At 73.3% G+C, this 16,631-nt stretch carries 10 protein-coding genes; 4 read left to right on the top strand and 6 right to left on the bottom strand.

Annotated elements, in window-relative coordinates:
- The first annotated feature begins 88 nt into the window (after positions 1 to 88).
- From eccE to EJ357_RS33540, 4 genes are all read left to right on the top strand, one after another.
- Positions 89 to 1,417 carry a type VII secretion protein EccE gene (gene eccE, locus EJ357_RS33555; protein ID WP_126395453.1) on the top strand — a complete coding sequence of 443 codons (1,329 nt, stop codon included), beginning with the start codon at positions 89 to 91 and terminating at the stop codon, positions 1,415 to 1,417.
- Positions 1,417 to 2,244 (top strand): hypothetical protein, encoded by an 828-nt coding sequence (locus tag EJ357_RS33550; protein WP_126395452.1) that lies wholly within the window; start codon positions 1,417 to 1,419, stop codon positions 2,242 to 2,244. The genes eccE and EJ357_RS33550 overlap by 1 nt, the downstream gene beginning before the upstream one ends.
- 324 nt (positions 2,245 to 2,568) lie before the next feature.
- Entirely contained in the window at positions 2,569 to 2,886 is a 318-nt protein-coding gene (locus EJ357_RS33545) for a DUF397 domain-containing protein (RefSeq protein ID WP_126395451.1), read from the top strand.
- Positions 2,887 to 3,108: 222 nt separating this feature from the next.
- Complete coding sequence (locus tag EJ357_RS33540; protein ID WP_126395450.1) at positions 3,109 to 6,162, top strand: SCO5717 family growth-regulating ATPase; 3,054 nt, start codon at positions 3,109 to 3,111, stop codon at positions 6,160 to 6,162.
- Between the two features lie 113 nt (positions 6,163 to 6,275).
- Here the strand turns inward: EJ357_RS33540 and EJ357_RS33535 are convergent, their stop codons facing one another.
- The 6 genes from EJ357_RS33535 to infB all read right to left on the bottom strand — a co-directional run bounded on the left by EJ357_RS33535 (position 6,276) and on the right by infB (position 16,508).
- On the bottom strand, positions 6,276 to 7,232 hold the full coding sequence (locus EJ357_RS33535) for a bifunctional riboflavin kinase/FAD synthetase (protein WP_126395449.1): 957 nt from the start codon (positions 7,230 to 7,232) through the stop codon (positions 6,276 to 6,278).
- Positions 7,233 to 7,377: 145 nt separating this feature from the next.
- A complete protein-coding gene (locus EJ357_RS33530) occupies positions 7,378 to 10,941 on the bottom strand; it encodes a trypsin-like peptidase domain-containing protein (protein WP_126395448.1) in 3,564 nt (1,187 codons plus the stop codon).
- Between the two features lie 537 nt (positions 10,942 to 11,478).
- Positions 11,479 to 12,384: a tRNA pseudouridine(55) synthase TruB gene (gene truB / locus EJ357_RS33525; RefSeq protein ID WP_126395447.1), complete on the bottom strand. Its 906-nt coding sequence runs from the start codon at positions 12,382 to 12,384 to the stop codon at positions 11,479 to 11,481.
- A complete protein-coding gene (gene rbfA / locus EJ357_RS33520) occupies positions 12,381 to 12,836 on the bottom strand; it encodes a 30S ribosome-binding factor RbfA (protein ID WP_031484943.1) in 456 nt (151 codons plus the stop codon). Before rbfA ends, truB begins: the two co-directional genes overlap by 4 nt.
- Positions 12,837 to 12,884: 48 nt before the next feature.
- Positions 12,885 to 13,181, bottom strand: coding sequence for a DUF503 domain-containing protein (locus tag EJ357_RS33515; protein WP_126395446.1), 297 nt, complete (start codon positions 13,179 to 13,181; stop codon positions 12,885 to 12,887).
- 210 nt (positions 13,182 to 13,391) lie between these two features.
- On the bottom strand, positions 13,392 to 16,508 hold the full coding sequence (gene infB / locus EJ357_RS33510) for a translation initiation factor IF-2 (RefSeq protein WP_126395445.1): 3,117 nt from the start codon (positions 16,506 to 16,508) through the stop codon (positions 13,392 to 13,394).
- Positions 16,509 to 16,631 lie beyond the last annotated feature (123 nt).

Here is a 16,631-nt window from a genome sequence, read left to right as displayed (position 1 = left end):
GTGACGATCGCACCGTACGGTACGGGGTACGGTGGTGCGCCGCCAGCTCAAGCAGCGGCCAGAGAATGCAAAGGGGTTGTAGCGGGGGATGAGCACTGCGACCAGGTCCCGGCGCCGTAACGGCAGCCGTCGCACGCAGGAGAACCAAGGGCCGGAACCCGCACAGCGGTCCGCACCCCCCGGTCGCCAGAGCCCGGCCGCGCCGACGCTCGCCAGGCGGCCCGGCAGCATCGGTCCCATCCGGGTCCAGCAGTTGGTCGGCTTCGAGCTGGCCGCCGCCGTGCTGCTGATCGGCTGGCTGCTGCGCCCCATCGGTCTCACCGTCGGAATCGTCCTGGCCGTGCCGCTGGTGCTGGTCGGGCTGCTCCGCCGGCGCGGCCGCCCGCTGGCCGAGGGGCTCGCCATCTCTCGTGCGCTGCGGGACCGCCGCAAGCGCAACGCCGAGCCCGTGCCGCCCGGCACCGACCCCGGCTTCGCCCCGGCCGTCGAGTGCGACCCGGCGCTGCGCACCTACGCCTTCCAGGACCGTGAGCAGCGCGAGATCGGCATGGTCGGCGACGGTACGTTCCTCACCGCTCTCGTGCAGGTGCAGGCCGCGGACATCCCGCTGCGCCCGACGCAGGGCACCCGGGACATTCCTCTCGATCTGATCCAGGGCCTGCTCGAGGTGGACGACATCCGGCTCGCCTCCGTCCAGGTCGTCCAGCACACCCAGCCCGCGCCGGCGACGCACCTGCCTCCGCAGGCCATGGCGGTCCGCTCCTACGGGCCGCTGCAGGCGCAGAGCATGACACCGGGGCTGCGGCTGACGTGGGTCGCGCTGAAGCTCGACCCGGAGCTGTGCCCGGAGGCCGTGGAGGCCCGCGGCGGCGGTATGCAGGGTGCCCGGCGGGCACTGCTGCGGGTCGCCGACCAGCTGGCCAGCCGCCTCATGGGCGCCGGCCTGCAGGCCAAGGTGCTGACCGAGTCGGAGATCGTCGCGGCCATCGCCACGTCCAGCTGCGTCAACCCGCTGGCCACCACCGGCGGTGCCGCGCTCGACGGCAGCCGCTCCAACCGCCGTACGGCCGAGAGCACCCGTGCCTGGCGCTGCGACGACCGTTGGCACACCACGTACTGGATCTCCAAGTGGCCGCAGCTCGGCGCCGGTACGCCCCCTCTTTCCCAGCTGGTCGGCGCGGTGACCTCCTCGCCCGCCCTCGCCAGCACCTTCTCGCTCACGATCAGCAAGAGGCGGGGCAACACCCTGGCGCTGGCCGGGCACGTACGCGTCACCGGTCGCGGTGAGAACGAACTGGCGCAGGCGACCCAGCACTTGGAGCGGTCCGCGTCCGCGTTCAAGGTTGGTCTGCTGCGGCTCGACCGCGAACAGCTGCCCGGAGTTCTGGCCACCCTGCCGCTGGGAGGTACTCGCTGATGTCCGCCCCCACCGTTCCCGCCTCCGGCCGCCCCGGCTTCGGATCCGCGGCACCGGGCGTGCCCGGGCAGCGTCCCGGCCATCTGCCGCGCAACGCCGAGCCCGCCCGGCTCGGCCCCGAGCGACGCCTGCGCTCGGCCTTCGGTCTGCTCGGCCCCCGGCGTGAGCGCCACCTCGTGGACGCCGATCTGCTGGCGCAGCTGGCGCTGCCCGTCGGGGACGACGGCCTGATCCTCGGGGTCGACCCCAACAACCAGCCGGCGATCCTGGGACTGTGCCGGCCCACCCGGCTGGACATCCTGCTGGTGGGCGGTACCTGGCTGGCCCAGGTCATCGCCCTGCGCGCCGCGGCGATCGGCGCCCGCGTGGCCGTGGAGACGGCGCGTCCGCAGCTGTGGTCGCCGATGGCGCAGGCGGCCGGTGGCGGCCAGCAGTGCGTGACCGTCCACCAGGTGGGGCGGATCGCTCCCCAGGGCCCGTCCCCCGCCAGCCCGGTGCTCATCATCCGCGACCTGGGCATCCGCCCGCCGAGGAGCCGCCTCAGCCCGGCGCCCTGGCAGTCGGTGCTGACCCTGCTGCCCTACCTCGGCCCCACCGCGCCGCGACTGCTGGCCAACGCCGACGTCGTCGGTGTGCAGCGGATCTCCCCCCAGGAGGCCGACGTCGTGGGCAAGGTGATGCGGCTGGGCCGTGACGACATAGCGTCCCTGCCGACACTGGCCGACAGTGTCGCCCTCTGGTCCACGCAGAAGCACCAGCAGTACGTGATGACGCAGCCCACCGACGCGGAGACCGGTCTCCTCGGAGCCGCCCGCCGTATGGACTGAGTTCGCGGCGAGGGAGCAGGGTGCCTCGTTCATGAGGCCCTCGTCCCACGACAGGCGGGATTCCGGTTTCGTACGGAACATGCAAGTCATGGCGGGGAGTTCGACCTGCGCGACGTCACCATCCGCCCGTAACGGCACATTCGAGAAGGAAAGCGACTGCTGCCGCTGGGCGGAAGGGCGCGCCGTGAGCGGAAAGTGCCGCGCAACTCGAACACCTCGACGCCTGGCTGCATTTCGTGACCAGATCGTTGCGCCGTGCGAGCCCGCGCAGTCTGAGTAAGGTGATCCTGCACGTCGTTCGCCCACCAGAAAGGGCCTTTGACCATGGCTGACGCACGCGACAGCGCCGCGGGGACGCAGGACGAGGACGTCAGGGCACGTAAGGAACGGGAGCGGGACGAGCTGTACGCCCTGGACATCTCCGATGTCGAGTGGCACAGCGCACCCGGCACCGAGGAGCACGAGGAGCGCGTCGAGATCGCCTATCTCCCGGCCGGCGCGGTGGCGATGCGCTCCTCCCTGGACCCGGACACCGTGCTGCGCTACACCGAGGCGGAGTGGCAGGCTTTCGTACTCGGCGCGCGTGACGGCGAGTTCGACCTGGAGCCCGCACCGCACAACGGAGGGCTCGCAGCGGAGTAGCCCGGGGAACGCAGCAGTGCTGCGGGCACAAGCGCACACAGGACGGGCCTGCCCCGCCGACACCTGTGGCGTTTACGCTTGATGCGGGTGCGACGACGGAACCCCCGGGTGGGTTGTTCGCGTCCAGGGGAAACCAGCGGATCGGACAACAGGAACGGTCGCCCCAGCCCGGCACATGAGTGCCCCAGGGCACGAGGGTGCTCGACCACACCAGGAGGAATTGTGCAGAGCGATCGGGACGGGCTGCGGGCGGGCTGGACCACGCCCAGCGATGACCAGTCCGACGCGGAGTCCGCCGTCGAGATGACGGGTGAGTTCACCATCGACTACGCCGCGCCTGCCTGGTACACCCAGGGCGCCGCACCCGCCGAGGAGGCGGCTGCTCCGGCGCCCACTCCTCCCGCGCCTCCCGCCGCCCCTGCCGCGCCTGTTCCTCCGGCTGCCCCGGTCCCCCCGACTGCCCCGGTTCCTCCGGCCGCGCCTGCTCCTCAGGCACCCGCGCCCCATCCCGGTTACGGCGACACGTCGGGGGGTGCGGCCGGTGTGACGCCGCCCGCTCCGTGGGCGGCGAATCCCCACGCGGCCCCGAACCAGTACGCGGCTCCTGATCAGAACGTGGCCCCGAACCAGTACACGACCCCCAACCAGTACGCGGTCCCGAACCAGCCCGCGCCGACCACCCCTGCGCCGGCGGCCCCCGAGGTTCCGGCACCGTCCGCCGCCCACCCCGGCAGCCCCGCCCCTGCCGCGCCCGTCGTCGGCGCCGCGGACTCCGGCAGCGGGGAGGCGGAGAAGCCTACCGACGCCCCGTCCGCGACTGACGTCCCGGAGCCCGCCGCCGCACCGGCCGCCCCGGTGACCGCCGAGGCCTCCACCGGGCAGGACACGGACGTCGCGTCAGCGGCCCCCGCCGACGGCGCCCAGGTGCCGACGGGAGCGGCGGCCGACGCCGGCGAGGTTGGCACGGCCGGGCAGAGCGCGGCTGACGGTGCCGGCACGGCAGACGCCCCTCAAGGGCCGGGTCCCGCCAACGACATGACCGCGGAGGGCACGGACGGCGCCGCAGGTACGGCCGCCGCCCCGGCCGGCGATGCCGAAGCAGGCCCCGCCGAGCCGCAGGCCGCCGCGCCCGCGGGAAGTGACCCGACCCCACCGAACGGCGTACAGCAGCAGGCACCGGCCCCTCCGACCGCTCCCGAGGCCCCGGCCCCTCCGACCGCTCCCCAGCCCCCGGCTCCCCCGACCGCTCCCCAGGCCCCGGCCCCTCCGACCGCTCCGCAGGCGCCGACTCCTCCCCAGCAGGACGCGGCTCCTCAGGCCGCTCCCCAGCAGGACGCGTCGGCCGGCTGGACTCCGCCGCCGGCTCCGCAAGGGGCCGTTCCCCCGCTCCCGCCCGAGTTCCCGTCGGCGGCCACGGGCGGCGCGGCGCCGGCCTCCGCGCCGGAGTGGTCCGCGGCGCCCGGGCAGCAGCAGCCCGCCGCCCCGCCCGCGGCCGCCCAGCCGCCGGCTGCCCCGGCTCAGCCCCAGGCGCCGCAGGCCACGCCGCCCGGCTGGCCCGCCTCCGCACAGCAGCCGCCCCCGGCCCAGGCCCCGGCTGCCAACCCGGCTCCGCAGGGCGACGGCTTCCCGCAACACGCCGCCGCGCAGAACCCCCAGGGCGCCTACGGCTACCCGCAACAGCCCGCACCCCAGCCGCCGCAGGGCGCCTACGGCTACCCCCAGCAAGCGGCACCTCAGCCGCCCCAGGGCGCGTACGGCTACCCCCAGCAGCCCGCACCGCAGAACCCCCAGGGCGCCTACGGCTACCCGCAACAGCCCGCACCCCAGCCGCCGCAGGGCGCCTACGGCTACCCCCAGCAGCCCGCACCCGCACACCCCCAGCAGCACCCGCAGGCACAGCAGGGTCACCCGGCGCCCGCGCCGCAGGCACCGGCCCAGCCGCAGGGGCACGGGCAGGGTCAGCCCGGACAGCCGCCCGTGGCGGGGCAGCCGCCGCAGGCCCAGCAGCCCTACGCGCAGGCTCCCGGCCAGCCCGGGGTGGACCCCCGCACCGGTGCCGCCTGGCCGCAGAGCGTGCAGCACGACCAGCGCAGCCAGGTCGGTCCGGGCGCGCCGCTCGGCTACAACGCGGCCGTCGAGCTGACGTCGGACCGGCTGGTCAACAGCCGGAAGCAGAAGGCCAAGAGCAGCCGTCCCGCTCCCGGCGGGTCGAAGTTCAAGCTCGGCGGGAAGAAGGAGGAGCAGGAGCGGCAGCGCAAGCTCGACCTCATCCGTACGCCGGTGCTCTCCTGCTACCGGATCGCGGTGATCAGCCTCAAGGGCGGCGTGGGCAAGACGACCACGACCACCGCCCTCGGCTCCACGCTCGCCACCGAGCGGCAGGACAAGATCCTCGCCATCGACGCCAACCCGGACGCCGGCACGCTCGGCCGCCGGGTGCGCCGGGAGACCGGCGCCACCATCCGTGACCTCGTCCAGGCGATCCCGTACCTCAACTCGTACATGGACATCCGCCGCTTCACGTCGCAGGCGCCGTCGGGCCTGGAGATCATCGCCAACGACGTGGACCCGGCCGTCTCGACGACGTTCAACGACGAGGACTACCGGCGCGCGATCGACATACTGGGCAGGCAGTACCCGATCATCCTCACCGACTCGGGTACTGGTCTCCTCTACAGCGCCATGCGCGGTGTGCTCGACCTCGCCGACCAGCTCATCATCATCTCGACGCCGTCCGTGGACGGTGCGAGCAGCGCCAGTACGACGCTCGACTGGCTGTCGGCGCACGGGTACGCGGCCCTGGTCTCGCGGTCCATCACGGTGATCTCCGGGGTCCGTGAAACCGGCAAGATGATCAAGGTCGAGGACATCGTCAACCACTTCGAGCAGCGCTGCCGGGGTGTGATCGTCGTGCCGTTCGACGAGCACCTGGCGGCCGGTGCCGAGGTCGACCTCGACATGATGCGGCCGAAGGTACGGGAGGCGTACTTCGACCTCGCCACGATGGTGGCCGAGGACTTCGTACGGGCCCAGCAGGAGCAGGGTCTGTGGACGGGGGACGGAAACAACCAGCCGCCGACCATGGCGCCTCCGATGCCCGGCCACCAGGCCCAGGGCGGACAGCCGTTCCAGGGCCCGCCCGGCGTCCAGCCCGGCCAGCCCTGGCAGTCCGGCCCGCCGCAGCAGCCCGGGTTCACCCAGCAGCCGTACGACCAGACCGGCGGCGGGCAGCCGCATCCGGGGTTCCCTCCGGGACAGGTGCCGCCGCAGCAGTAGCGGATCGTCCGACACGGCGAGAGGGCCGGCACCGTCACGGTGCCGGCCCTCCGGCGTCAGGTACGACAGTCGGCCTCAGGTACGGCCGTTGGCGTCAGGTACGGCCGTTGGCGTCAGGTACGGCCGTCGGCCGCCTCGATCAGTTCACGGCAGCGCTTGACGTCCTCGGCCATCTGCTCCAGCAGGGCCTCCAGCGACTCGAACTTCGCCTGGCCGCGGACGAAGGCGAGGAAGTCGACGGCGACGTGCAGGCCGTACAGGTCCAGACCCACGCGGTCGATCGCGTACGCCTCCACCGTCCGCTCCGTTCCGTCGAACTGCGGGTTCGTGCCGACGGAGATCGCGGCCGGCATCACCTCGCCCTGGGCGTGCAGCCAGCCGGCGTAGACGCCGTCGGCGGGGATGGCGGTGTGCGGCAGGGTCTCGACGTTGGCGGTCGGGAAACCGAGTTCGCGCCCCCGCTGAGCTCCTCGGACGACGACGCCCTCCACGCGATGCGGGCGGCCCAGGATCTCGGCCGCGCCCTCGACGTCGCCCTCGCCGACCAGACGCCGGGTCAGGGTCGAGGAGAAGGGCTCGCCGCCGCCCGCCTCACCGGTCACGTACAGGTCGACGACCTCGACCTCGAAGTCGTAGACCTTGCCCTGCTCGGCGAGAAACTCGACGTTGCCCGCGGCGCGGTGTCCGAAGCGGAAGTTGGGGCCCTCGACGACCGCCTTGGCGTGCAGCTTGTCGACCAGGACCTTGACCACGAAGTCGGCCGGCGACAGCTTCGAGAACTCGGTCGTGAACGGCAGGATCAGCACCGCGTCCACGCCCAGCTCGGCCATGAGGTCGGCGCGGCGGTGGTGCGGGGCGAGCAGGGGCGGGTGGCTGCCGGGGCGGACGACCTCGCTGGGGTGCGGGTCGAAGGTGACGACGACGGCGGGAACGCCCAGCTCACGGGCGCGGTCCACGGCGTGCCGGATGATCAGCTGGTGTCCGCGGTGCACCCCGTCGTAGGAGCCGATGGTGACGACGCTGCGCCCCCAGTCCTCGGGGATGTCCTCCAAGCCACGCCAGCGCTGCACTGTGCCTGCTCCTTGTCGCAAACTCGTCGAACCCGTGTCCGTCTGTGCCTCAGACGCTCTTACGCAGGTCTAAGGGTGCCATGCCGGGCGCCTGGGGCCCGCATCGGCATGGGGCTGTGACCGGGTACACGTAAGGACGCGCCGGTCAGGCGGGGACTCGTGCGCCGGCCAGGTTCTCGATCATCCGGCGTGAGCTCGGCCCGACCACCGCCGCCCAGTCCTGCGGGGCGTCGGTGAGCCAGCCGGCGACCCGTGCGGCGAACCCCGGGACGCGGCGGCCCAGGTCGACCAGGCCCCGGTCGAAGCGGGCCGCGCCGTCCGGGGTGCGGACGAGGAGCAGGCCGGTGTGGTGGACCAGCCCGCGCAGGTCGTCGTCCACCCGGTCGCCCCGCTGGACGGTGGCGTGCAGGAAGGCGTCCAGGACGGCGGGGGCGCGTTCATGGTCCAGGAGGAACTCGCGGAACTCGCGGCGCAGCGGGCGGGACTCCGGGCTGCCCGACGTGGCGAGTACGGCGGCCAGCGCGGCCCGCACCTGTTCCGTACCGCCGTCCAGCAGGCCGGTGACCAGCGGGAAGAGTACGGCTCGGGCAGTGGCTCCCTGGTCGAGGCGCCGGTCGACGTACGCGGCCACGTCGGCGGCGATCTCGGGCTGCCGCTGGACCGCCTCCCGTACCAGGGCGGCCGCGCGCAGGGCCAGGCCGGGCGTGGTGACGTCGGCGAGGGTGCGCAGGGCGTGCCCGGGGTCCGGGTGCCTCAGGCGTTCGCGGAAGGCGTCCAGGACCGGTTCGGGGTGGGTGGCCAGGGCGGCGACCAGGGCGCCGGGCGGGAAGTGCGGGTCGCCGTCCGCGAAGAGCGCCAGCGCCTGCGGGAGATGGCGGGCACGGGTGCGCGGGTCACGCACGAGGAGGGCGAGCGCACCGCCGTGCAGTGAGCAGTCGCCCGGGCGGGCGAGCAGGGCGAGGGAGGCGTAGCGGAGGAGTTCGCGGTCGGCCTCGGTGTGGACGTGGGGCGCGGCGCGCAGTCCGTACGCCACGGCCGCGACGCGCCGCGCCGGACGCTCGTCGTGCGCCCACCGGTCGACGGCCCGGCAGATGACGGAGGGTTCCTCCTCGGCCAGCACCGCGAGGAGCTCGTCGGCCCTGCGGTGCGCGCTGTCGACAAGGGTCTCGGTCAGCTCGTCCAGGGCGCGGTTGCGGTGGGCGTAGAGCAGGGCCTGGGCCGCGCGGGCGACGGTCGCGTGGGGGGTGGCGGGCAGGGGGCGGTCGTCGTCGAACCAGCGGGTGAGGTGGGGTTGTACGGCGCTGGGGGCCGCCGCGAGGAGGTGGGCCGTGGCGTCGAGGTAGCGGGGGGTGCCGGAGGAGGGCGAGAAGGGGGTATGGATGAAGGCGGTCGGCTCCGGTGCGCGGCCGCCTGCGGTGGGCGGGAGGGCGTCGCCCGGGACGCTGTCCGTTTCGTGCGGGGGCCCGTCGGCGCGGACGAGGTCGCGCAGGAGGTCGAAGCGGTCGGAGTCCGGGAGGCGCAGGGCGGTCCAGAAGTCCGGGTGAAAGTCCCGGGGCGCGGGCCGTCCCCGGTGCCGCAGGGCCACGATGCGGTCGGCGAGCAGGCGCAGTACGTCCAGATACGGCGTCGCGTCCGGGACCCGCAGCAGGGTCTCGGCGAGGAGACGGGCCGCCCACCAGGAGTGCGGGTCGGCGTCGACGGCGTGCATCAACTCCTCCATGCGGCAAGCGAGTTGGGCGGTGCCGTGCTGGCGGGCCAGGAGGAGTAGAGCCTGCACGACGGGGCCGATGCGGTGGTGCGGTACGGGGAGGGGGTGCGCGTCGTCGGGGTGGGTGCGGCGCCGGTGGACCAGGGCCTGGAGGGCCTCGTCCAGGTCGAGGTGCATGCCCTGGAGCCAGTCGGCGAGTTCCTCGTGGGCGAAGCGGTAGCCGTTTCCGGCGGGGACGAGGAGGCCCTCGGTGAGGACGGCGGACGCCCAGCCGGTACCGCCGCCGAGCCTCGCGGGCGCGGGACCCCACGGGAACACGGCCTCGAAGGACGTACGGTCCAGCTCTCCTTGCCCCGGGCCGAGGCTGCGTCGGGCGGCCTCGTGGACCTGGCCGGAGACCTTGGCGGCGAGACGGCGTACGGCGGTGCCGCGCAGGCCGTTCTCGGCGGCGAGGCGGACGGCGACGCGGAGGCACATGAGGTCGAGGTGGGCGGAGAGGACGTCGTCGCGGACGAGCCGGGGGTGGGAGGTGTCGGGGAGGGCTGCACGGACCTCGGCGAGGAGGCGGAGGGTGAGCGGGTGGCCGGCATCGGGGGCGGCCAGGGCGGCTTCCGGGATGCCGTAGCGGACGCGGGCCTGGTGGGCCTCGGAGGGGGTGAGGTCGCCGAGCGGTACGCAGGGCGGGGTGCGCCGGGAGTTCTTCTCGCCCGGCCGGGCTGGGCTTCCGTGCAGCAGCTCCTGCGGGAACTCCTCCCCCGCCCCCTCCCAGTACTCCGCCCGGCACGCCACCACCAACCGCGCCCCCGTCTCCCGCAGCCACCCGGCCGTGCCCTTCGTCCAGTCCGTGAGGCGGTGGGCCAGGAGTGGGGGCATTTCCTCGGGGCCGTCGAGGAGGAGCAGGAGGGGGCGGCCGGCGGTGCGGGAGTGGTGGGCCAGGTGTTCGGGGGTCGTGTCGCTCAGGGCGGTGGGGTCGGACGAGGTCGACGCCGCCACGATGCGGGCCGCCCGGGCCAGGGCGCGGCGGGCCGCGTCGGCCACGGAGTCGTCGTCGTCCTTCAGGTCGGCGCCGCGCAGCCACAGTGTGGGAGCCGGTGCGGGTCCGCGGTGGCGGCGGGCGGCCAGGGCGGCGAGTTCCGTCGTACGACCGCTGCCCGGTGGCCCGACCAGGCCCAGTACCGCCGACTCACTCCCGATGAAGGCGTCGAACTCCCTTGCCACCGAGGCTCGTTCGACCGGGGCCACCGCCCCGACCGCCGCCACTCCCCCGGCCTCCACCCGGCCCACACAGCCCGCCAGCGTCCCGGGCGGACCGTCCTGCCCGACCGACGTGGCCGTCAGTTCCAGCACGCCCGCCAGGTTCAGGTCGGCGCCGTACGCCGGAACCGTCGCCGCGTTCTCGGCGAGCAGCTCGGCCAGTGGCCCGCAGGCCGACGGGAGCAGCGGCACCGCGAACCCGGCATCGCGCCCACCGGACTGCAGAGCTGTGCCGAGGACTCCCACCACCGCGCCGGTCCTGGCGTCGAGCACGGGTCCTCCGGCCGCCCCTCCGCCCAGCCGCAGCGCGTCCCGGCCGGCCGTGCCGATGGCCAACTCCATGGCACCGTCGAGGAGATGGAAGCGGTCCGTCGCCGTGTACGTCACGGACGCCGTGCCCAGCACCCGCGCCTCGCGCCATCCGCCGGCCGCGATCCGTACGTACGCCCCGGTCTCGATCCGCTCCCGCGCGGTCACCGGCAACGGGTCCACGCCCAGGCCCTCCGTGCGGACGAGGGCCAGGTCCAGCGCGGGCAGCGGCGTCACCGCGGTCGTGGCCACCACGCAGCTGCGGTCGCTCCCGGCGGCGTGCAGGACCAGGCGGGGCAGGCCGTCGACGGCCTCGTGGCTGGTGACGACCGTGCCGTGATGGTCGGCCACGAAGCCGAGACCACGGGGCCGCCCGGCCAGGTCGTGGATGCGGACCAGGGAGTCGTCACGCGTGGGGACCTGGGCACTGTCGCGCATGCGGGCGTCCCCGCGCTCCCCATCCGGGCGCTCACCGCGTGAGTCCTCTGCGTGGCCAGGAAAGTCACCGTTCCGGCGCTCACGCGCGTGACGAGCCCGGTCCTCGTCGTGGGACTGGGAACGGCGCGAATGCCGTACACAGGCGTCCTTCTCGGACCGTCCGATGTCCTCCGGCGTGTCCCCCGCCGCTCCGGCCACTCCCGGCATCAGGCGGTCGCCGCCCGCCCGCGGGCCCCGTCCCGCCATCGTCGAACCTCCCCGCCGTACCGCCTGCCACACGCCCATACGCTCGCGCCCTGTGTTTGCGACGGTAGGTGCGATGTGATCAGCGGGACAGATCGCTCGGCGAACGCGCCCCCTTCCGCTCCCTCGGTTCACTCCGAGCGCCCGCACGGACGGGTGAACAGACGGGGGTCGCTGGATACACCCTAGGGGTGGGGGAACCGAGGGGGGACCGTGGAGCGGCGGGCAGAGGACAACCCCGTGACCGCCGCTCCACGGGCAGGCACCCGGATGGGGCACCCGGGGCCCGGCGTCTCAGCCGAACACGGCCAGGCTCTTCGCCTTGCCCTTGTGCTGCTCCACGAGCGCGAGGAAGCGTCCCTCGGGGTCGAAGACGCCGACGGGACCGGCACCGGCGTACTCGTCGGGCATGTCGAGGCGGACCCCGTTGAGGAGCAAGCGGGCGCGCTTGGCGTCCACGTTCCAGCGCGGGAACGCGGCCGTGGCGGCCTCGGCGATCGGCAGCACGGTCAGCTCCTGCTGGAGCTGGTCCAGCGTCTTCGCGGAGTCCAGCTTGTACGGGCCGACGCGGGTGCGGCGCAGCGCGGTGAGGTGGCCGCCGACGCCGAGGTCGGCGCCGAGGTCACGGGCCAGGGCCCGGATGTAGGTACCGGAGGAACAGACCACCGACACGACCAGGTCCAGGACCGCGGTGCCGTCGTCGGCCACGGCGTCCCGGACGTCGTACACCGCGAAGGAGGAGACGGTGACCGGCCGGGCCGGGATCTCGAACTCCTCGCCCTCCCTCGCCCGCTTGTAGGAGCGCACGCCGTCGATCTTGATGGCGCTGACCTTGGACGGCACCTGCATGATGTCGCCGGTCAGCTTGGCGACACCGGCGTCGATGGCGTCGCGGGTGACCTTCGAGGCCTCGGTGGACCCCGTGATCTCGCCCTCGGCGTCATCGGTGACGGTGGTCTGGCCCAGGCGGATCGTGCCCAGGTACTCCTTCTCGGTCAGGGCCAGATGACCGAGGAGCTTGGTCGCCTTCTCGACGCCGAGGACGAGGACACCCGTTGCCATCGGGTCGAGGGTGCCGGCGTGCCCGACGCGGCGGGTGCGCGCGATGCCGCGCATCTTGGCGACCACGTCGTGCGAAGTGAAGCCCGACGGCTTGTCGACGATGACAAGGCCGTCGGGCGTGGTGTGCTTCTGCGTCATTCCGCGGTGTCGCCGTCCGTCTCGTCCTCGGCGCCCGGCTTGCGGTACGGGTCCGCCTCTCCGGCGTACTTCGCGCCCGCGGACACCTCGCGCACCTTCTCGTCGGACTGGCGCGCCTTGTCGAGGAGGTCCTCGATGGTGCGCGCGGTGTCCGGCAGGGCGTCGGCGACGAAGGTGAGGGTCGGCGTGAACTTCACGCCGGCTGCCGCCCCGACGGCCGACCTGAGCACGCCCTTGGCGCTCTCCAGTCCGGCGGCCGCGGCTGCCCGCTCCTCGTCGTCCCCGTACACCGTGTAGAAGACGGTCGCCTCTCGCAGGTCACCCGTGACCCGGGTGTCCGTGATGGTGACGTGCGAGCCGAGCCGCGGGTCCTTGATCCCGCGCTGCAGCTTCTGGGCCACCACCTCTCGGATGAGGTCCGCCAGCCTTTTCGCCCGCGCGTTGTCGGCCACTGGTCCGTCTCCCGTTCTTTCTTCTTCTTCGTTCTTGGCTGTTGGTCGTCAGTCGTCGTGCTCGCCGTGGAAGCGCCGCCGTACCGACAGCAGTTCCACTTCGGGACGGCCGGCGACCAGCCGTTCGCACCGGTCCAGTACGTCGGTGAGGTGACCGGCCTCGCCGGACACCATGGCGATGCCGATCCCGGCCCGCCGGTAGAGGTCCATGTGGTCCACCTCGGCCGCGCTCACCGCGTACTTGCGCTGAAGCTCGGCGACGATCGGGCGGACGACGGAGCGCTTCTCCTTCAGCGACCGTACGTCGCCGAGGAGGAGGTCGAAGGACAGCGTCCCCACGTACATGTGTGTATCCGGTTCACCCGCCGGTACGGGATCGATGGCCCCGCCGACCGTGTGGGGCGGGGACATCAGAAACCGTACAACGAAGGGGCCGGGACGATCGACGGATATTACGCTCCGTAGACCTGGCCGCGGGCTCATATGAACCAGTGGGCAAACGGCGCGCTGGCCGACAGGACCGAAGTCCCGCCGGCCAGCACGAACCGTCGGCTGTTACGCCCGCGGCTTCTCACGCATCTCGTACGTCGCGATGACGTCGTCGACCTTGATGTCGTTGAAGTTGCCGAGGTTGATACCACCCTCGAACCCTTCGCGGATCTCGGTGACGTCGTCCTTGAAGCGACGCAGACCCTCGATGTTGAGGTTCTCCGCGATGACCTTGCCATCGCGGACCAGGCGCGCCTTGGTGTTGCGCTTGACCTCGCCGGAGCGGATGAGAACACCCGCGATGTTGCCCAGCTTGGACGACTTGAAGACCTCGCGGATCTCCGCCGTGCCGAGCTCGACCTCTTCGTACTCCGGCTTGAGCATGCCCTTGAGGGCCGCCTCGATCTCCTCGATCGCCTGGTAGATGACCGAGTAGTACCGGACGTCCACACCCTCGCGCTCGGCCATCTGCTGCGCACGCCCGGCGGCGCGCACGTTGAAGCCGATCACGATGGCGTCGGAGCCCATCGCCAGGTCGATGTCGGACTCCGTGACCGCACCGACGCCGCGGTGCAGGACGCGGATGTCGACCTCTTCGCCGACGTCCAGCTGGAGCAGCGAGGACTCGAGGGCCTCGACGGAACCGGAAGCGTCACCCTTGATGATGAGGTTGAGCTGCTGGATCTCGCCGGCCTTGAGCACCTTGTCCAGGTCCTCGAGCGAGACGCGGCGCGTGCGCTTGGCGAACGCGGCGTTGCGCTCACGGGCGGCACGCTTCTCGGCGATCTGACGGGCCGTACGGTCCTCGTCCACCACCAGGAAGTTGTCGCCCGCACCCGGGACGTTGGTCAGACCCAGGACCTGGACCGGCGTCGACGGGCCCGCCTCGGCGACGTTGTTGCCGTTGTCGTCGAGCATGGCGCGCACGCGACCGTAGGCGTCGCCCACGACCATCGTGTCGCCGACCCGCAGGGTTCCTCGCTGCACGAGGACCGTCGCCACGGCACCGCGGCCGCGGTCGAGGCGGGACTCGATGGAAATACCCTGCGCGTCCTGGTTCGGGTTGGCCCGCAGGTCGAGCGAGGCGTCGGCCGTGAGGACCACGGCCTCCAGCAGCGAGTCGATGTGCAGACCCTGCTTGGCGGAGATGTCGACGAACATGGTGTCGCCGCCGTACTCCTCGGCCACCAGCCCGTACTCGGTGAGCTGACCGCGCACCTTGGTCGGGTCGGCGCCCTCGACGTCGATCTTGTTGACCGCGACGACGATCGGGACGTCGGCCGCCTTGGCGTGGTTGAGCGCCTCGACCGTCTGCGGCATCACGCCGTCGTTGGCCGCGACGACCAGGATCGCGATGTCCGTCGACCGGGCACCACGGGCACGCATGGCGGTGAACGCCTCGTGACCCGGGGTGTCGATGAAGGTGATCGCGCGGTCCTCGTCGTTGACCTGGGTCGAGACCTGGTAGGCACCGATGTGCTGGGTGATGCCGCCGGCCTCGCCCGCGATGACGTTCGTCTTGCGGATGGCGTCGAGAAGTCGGGTCTTACCGTGGTCGACGTGACCCATGACGGTGACGACCGGCGGACGGACCACCAGGTCATCCTCGTCGCCCTCGTCCTCGCCGAACTCGATGTCGAAGGACTCGAGCAGCTCGCGGTCCTCCTCCTCGGGGCTGACGATCTGAACCTCGTAGTTCATCTCGCCGGCGAGGAGCTGCAGCGTCTCGTCGGAGACGGACTGCGTGGCCGTGACCATCTCGCCGAGGTTCATCATGACCGCGACGAGCGACGCCGGGTTGGCGTTGATCTTCTCGGCGAAGTCGGTGAGCGACGCACCGCGCGACAGGCGAATGGACTCGCCGTTGCCGCGAGGCAGCATCACGCCGCCGACCGACGGGGCCTGCATGGCCTCGTACTCCTGGCGCCTCTGCCGCTTCGACTTGCGCCCACGACGCGCGGGACCGCCGGGACGACCGAAGGCACCCTGCGTGCCACCACGGCCACCGGGACCGCCGGGACGACCACCGAAGCCGGGACGGCCACCGCCGCCACCGCCGGGACCACCCGGACGACCGGCGAAGCCGCCACCGCCGCCACCGCCACCGGGACCGCCGGGACGGCCGGCGAAGCCGCCACCGCCACCACCGGGACGACCGGCGAAGCCGCCGCCACCCGGGCGACCGCCGCCGCCACCGGGACGACCGCCGCCACCGGGACCACGGCCACCGGGGCCACCGCCGCCGGGACGCGGGCCGGCAGCAGGACGCTGCGGCATCATGCCGGGGTTGGGACGCGGACCGCCGGGGCCGCCGCCGGGACGCGGGCCGCCGCCCTGCGGACGGGGCATGCCGCCCGGAGTGGGACGCGCGCCGCCCGGAGCCTGCGGACGGGGACCGCCCGCCGCGCCCTGGGGACGGGGACCGCCCTGACCCTGCGGACGCGGAGCGCCGCCGGGAGCGCCGGGGCCACCGGGGCCGCCCGGACGCGGGGCACCGCCCGGACGGGGCGCCTGCGGGCGCGCCATGCCGGTGGAGCCACCAGAGGTGAACGGGTTGTTGCCCGGACGGGGACCGGCCGGACGGGCACCGGGACGCGGGGCGCCGCCACCCTGGCGCGGAGCGCCGGGACGGTCACCGCGGTCACCACGGCCCTGGCCGCCCTGCCCGGGACCGCCCGGACGCGGAGCGCCGGGACGCGGGGCCTGGCCGGCCGGACGCGGGGCGCCCGGGCGCGGGCCGGAGCCCTGGGAGGCGGCGGGCGCGGCGGGAGCCGCCGGGGGTGCCGTGAACTCGGGCGTGGTCGGAGCCGGGGACGCCGGGGCGGGCCGCGGCGCGGGCTTCGGGCCCGGAGTGGGACGGGGGCCGGGAGCAGCCGGGGCGGCCGGGGCCGCGGGCTTCTCGGCGGCTGCCGGCTTGGGGGCCGGCGGACGCGGCGGGGCCGGACGGGCAGCCTGCGCCGGGGAGGGGGCTGCCGGCTTGGCCGGGGCAGCCTTGCGGGCGGGGGCGGGCTTGCCGCCACCGTTGCCCTGCTGGAGGGCGTCCGTCAGTTTGCGGACAACGGGCGCTTCGATGGTCGAAGACGCCGAACGGACGAATTCACCGAGTTCCTGGAGCTTGGCCATGACGACCTTGCTCTCCACACCGAACTCCTTGGCGAGTTCGTATACCCGGACCTTAGCCACTTCGCTCCTTTTAGGTCCGGGTTGCGGCCGGACCGTCGCTACTTCATGGGCGTACTCATCGCGTGCTCATCGAGTGCTCATCGCAATCTCGACCTACTTCCAACTCGCGGGGTACCTGGGCCG

Origin of the sequence: Streptomyces cyaneochromogenes, assembly GCF_003963535.1 — a bacterium.
Classification (GTDB): domain Bacteria; phylum Actinomycetota; class Actinomycetes; order Streptomycetales; family Streptomycetaceae; genus Streptomyces; species Streptomyces shaanxiensis.
The sequence above is the reverse complement of the archived record's forward strand: the minus strand, read 5'-3'. Positions and strand labels throughout refer to the sequence as shown.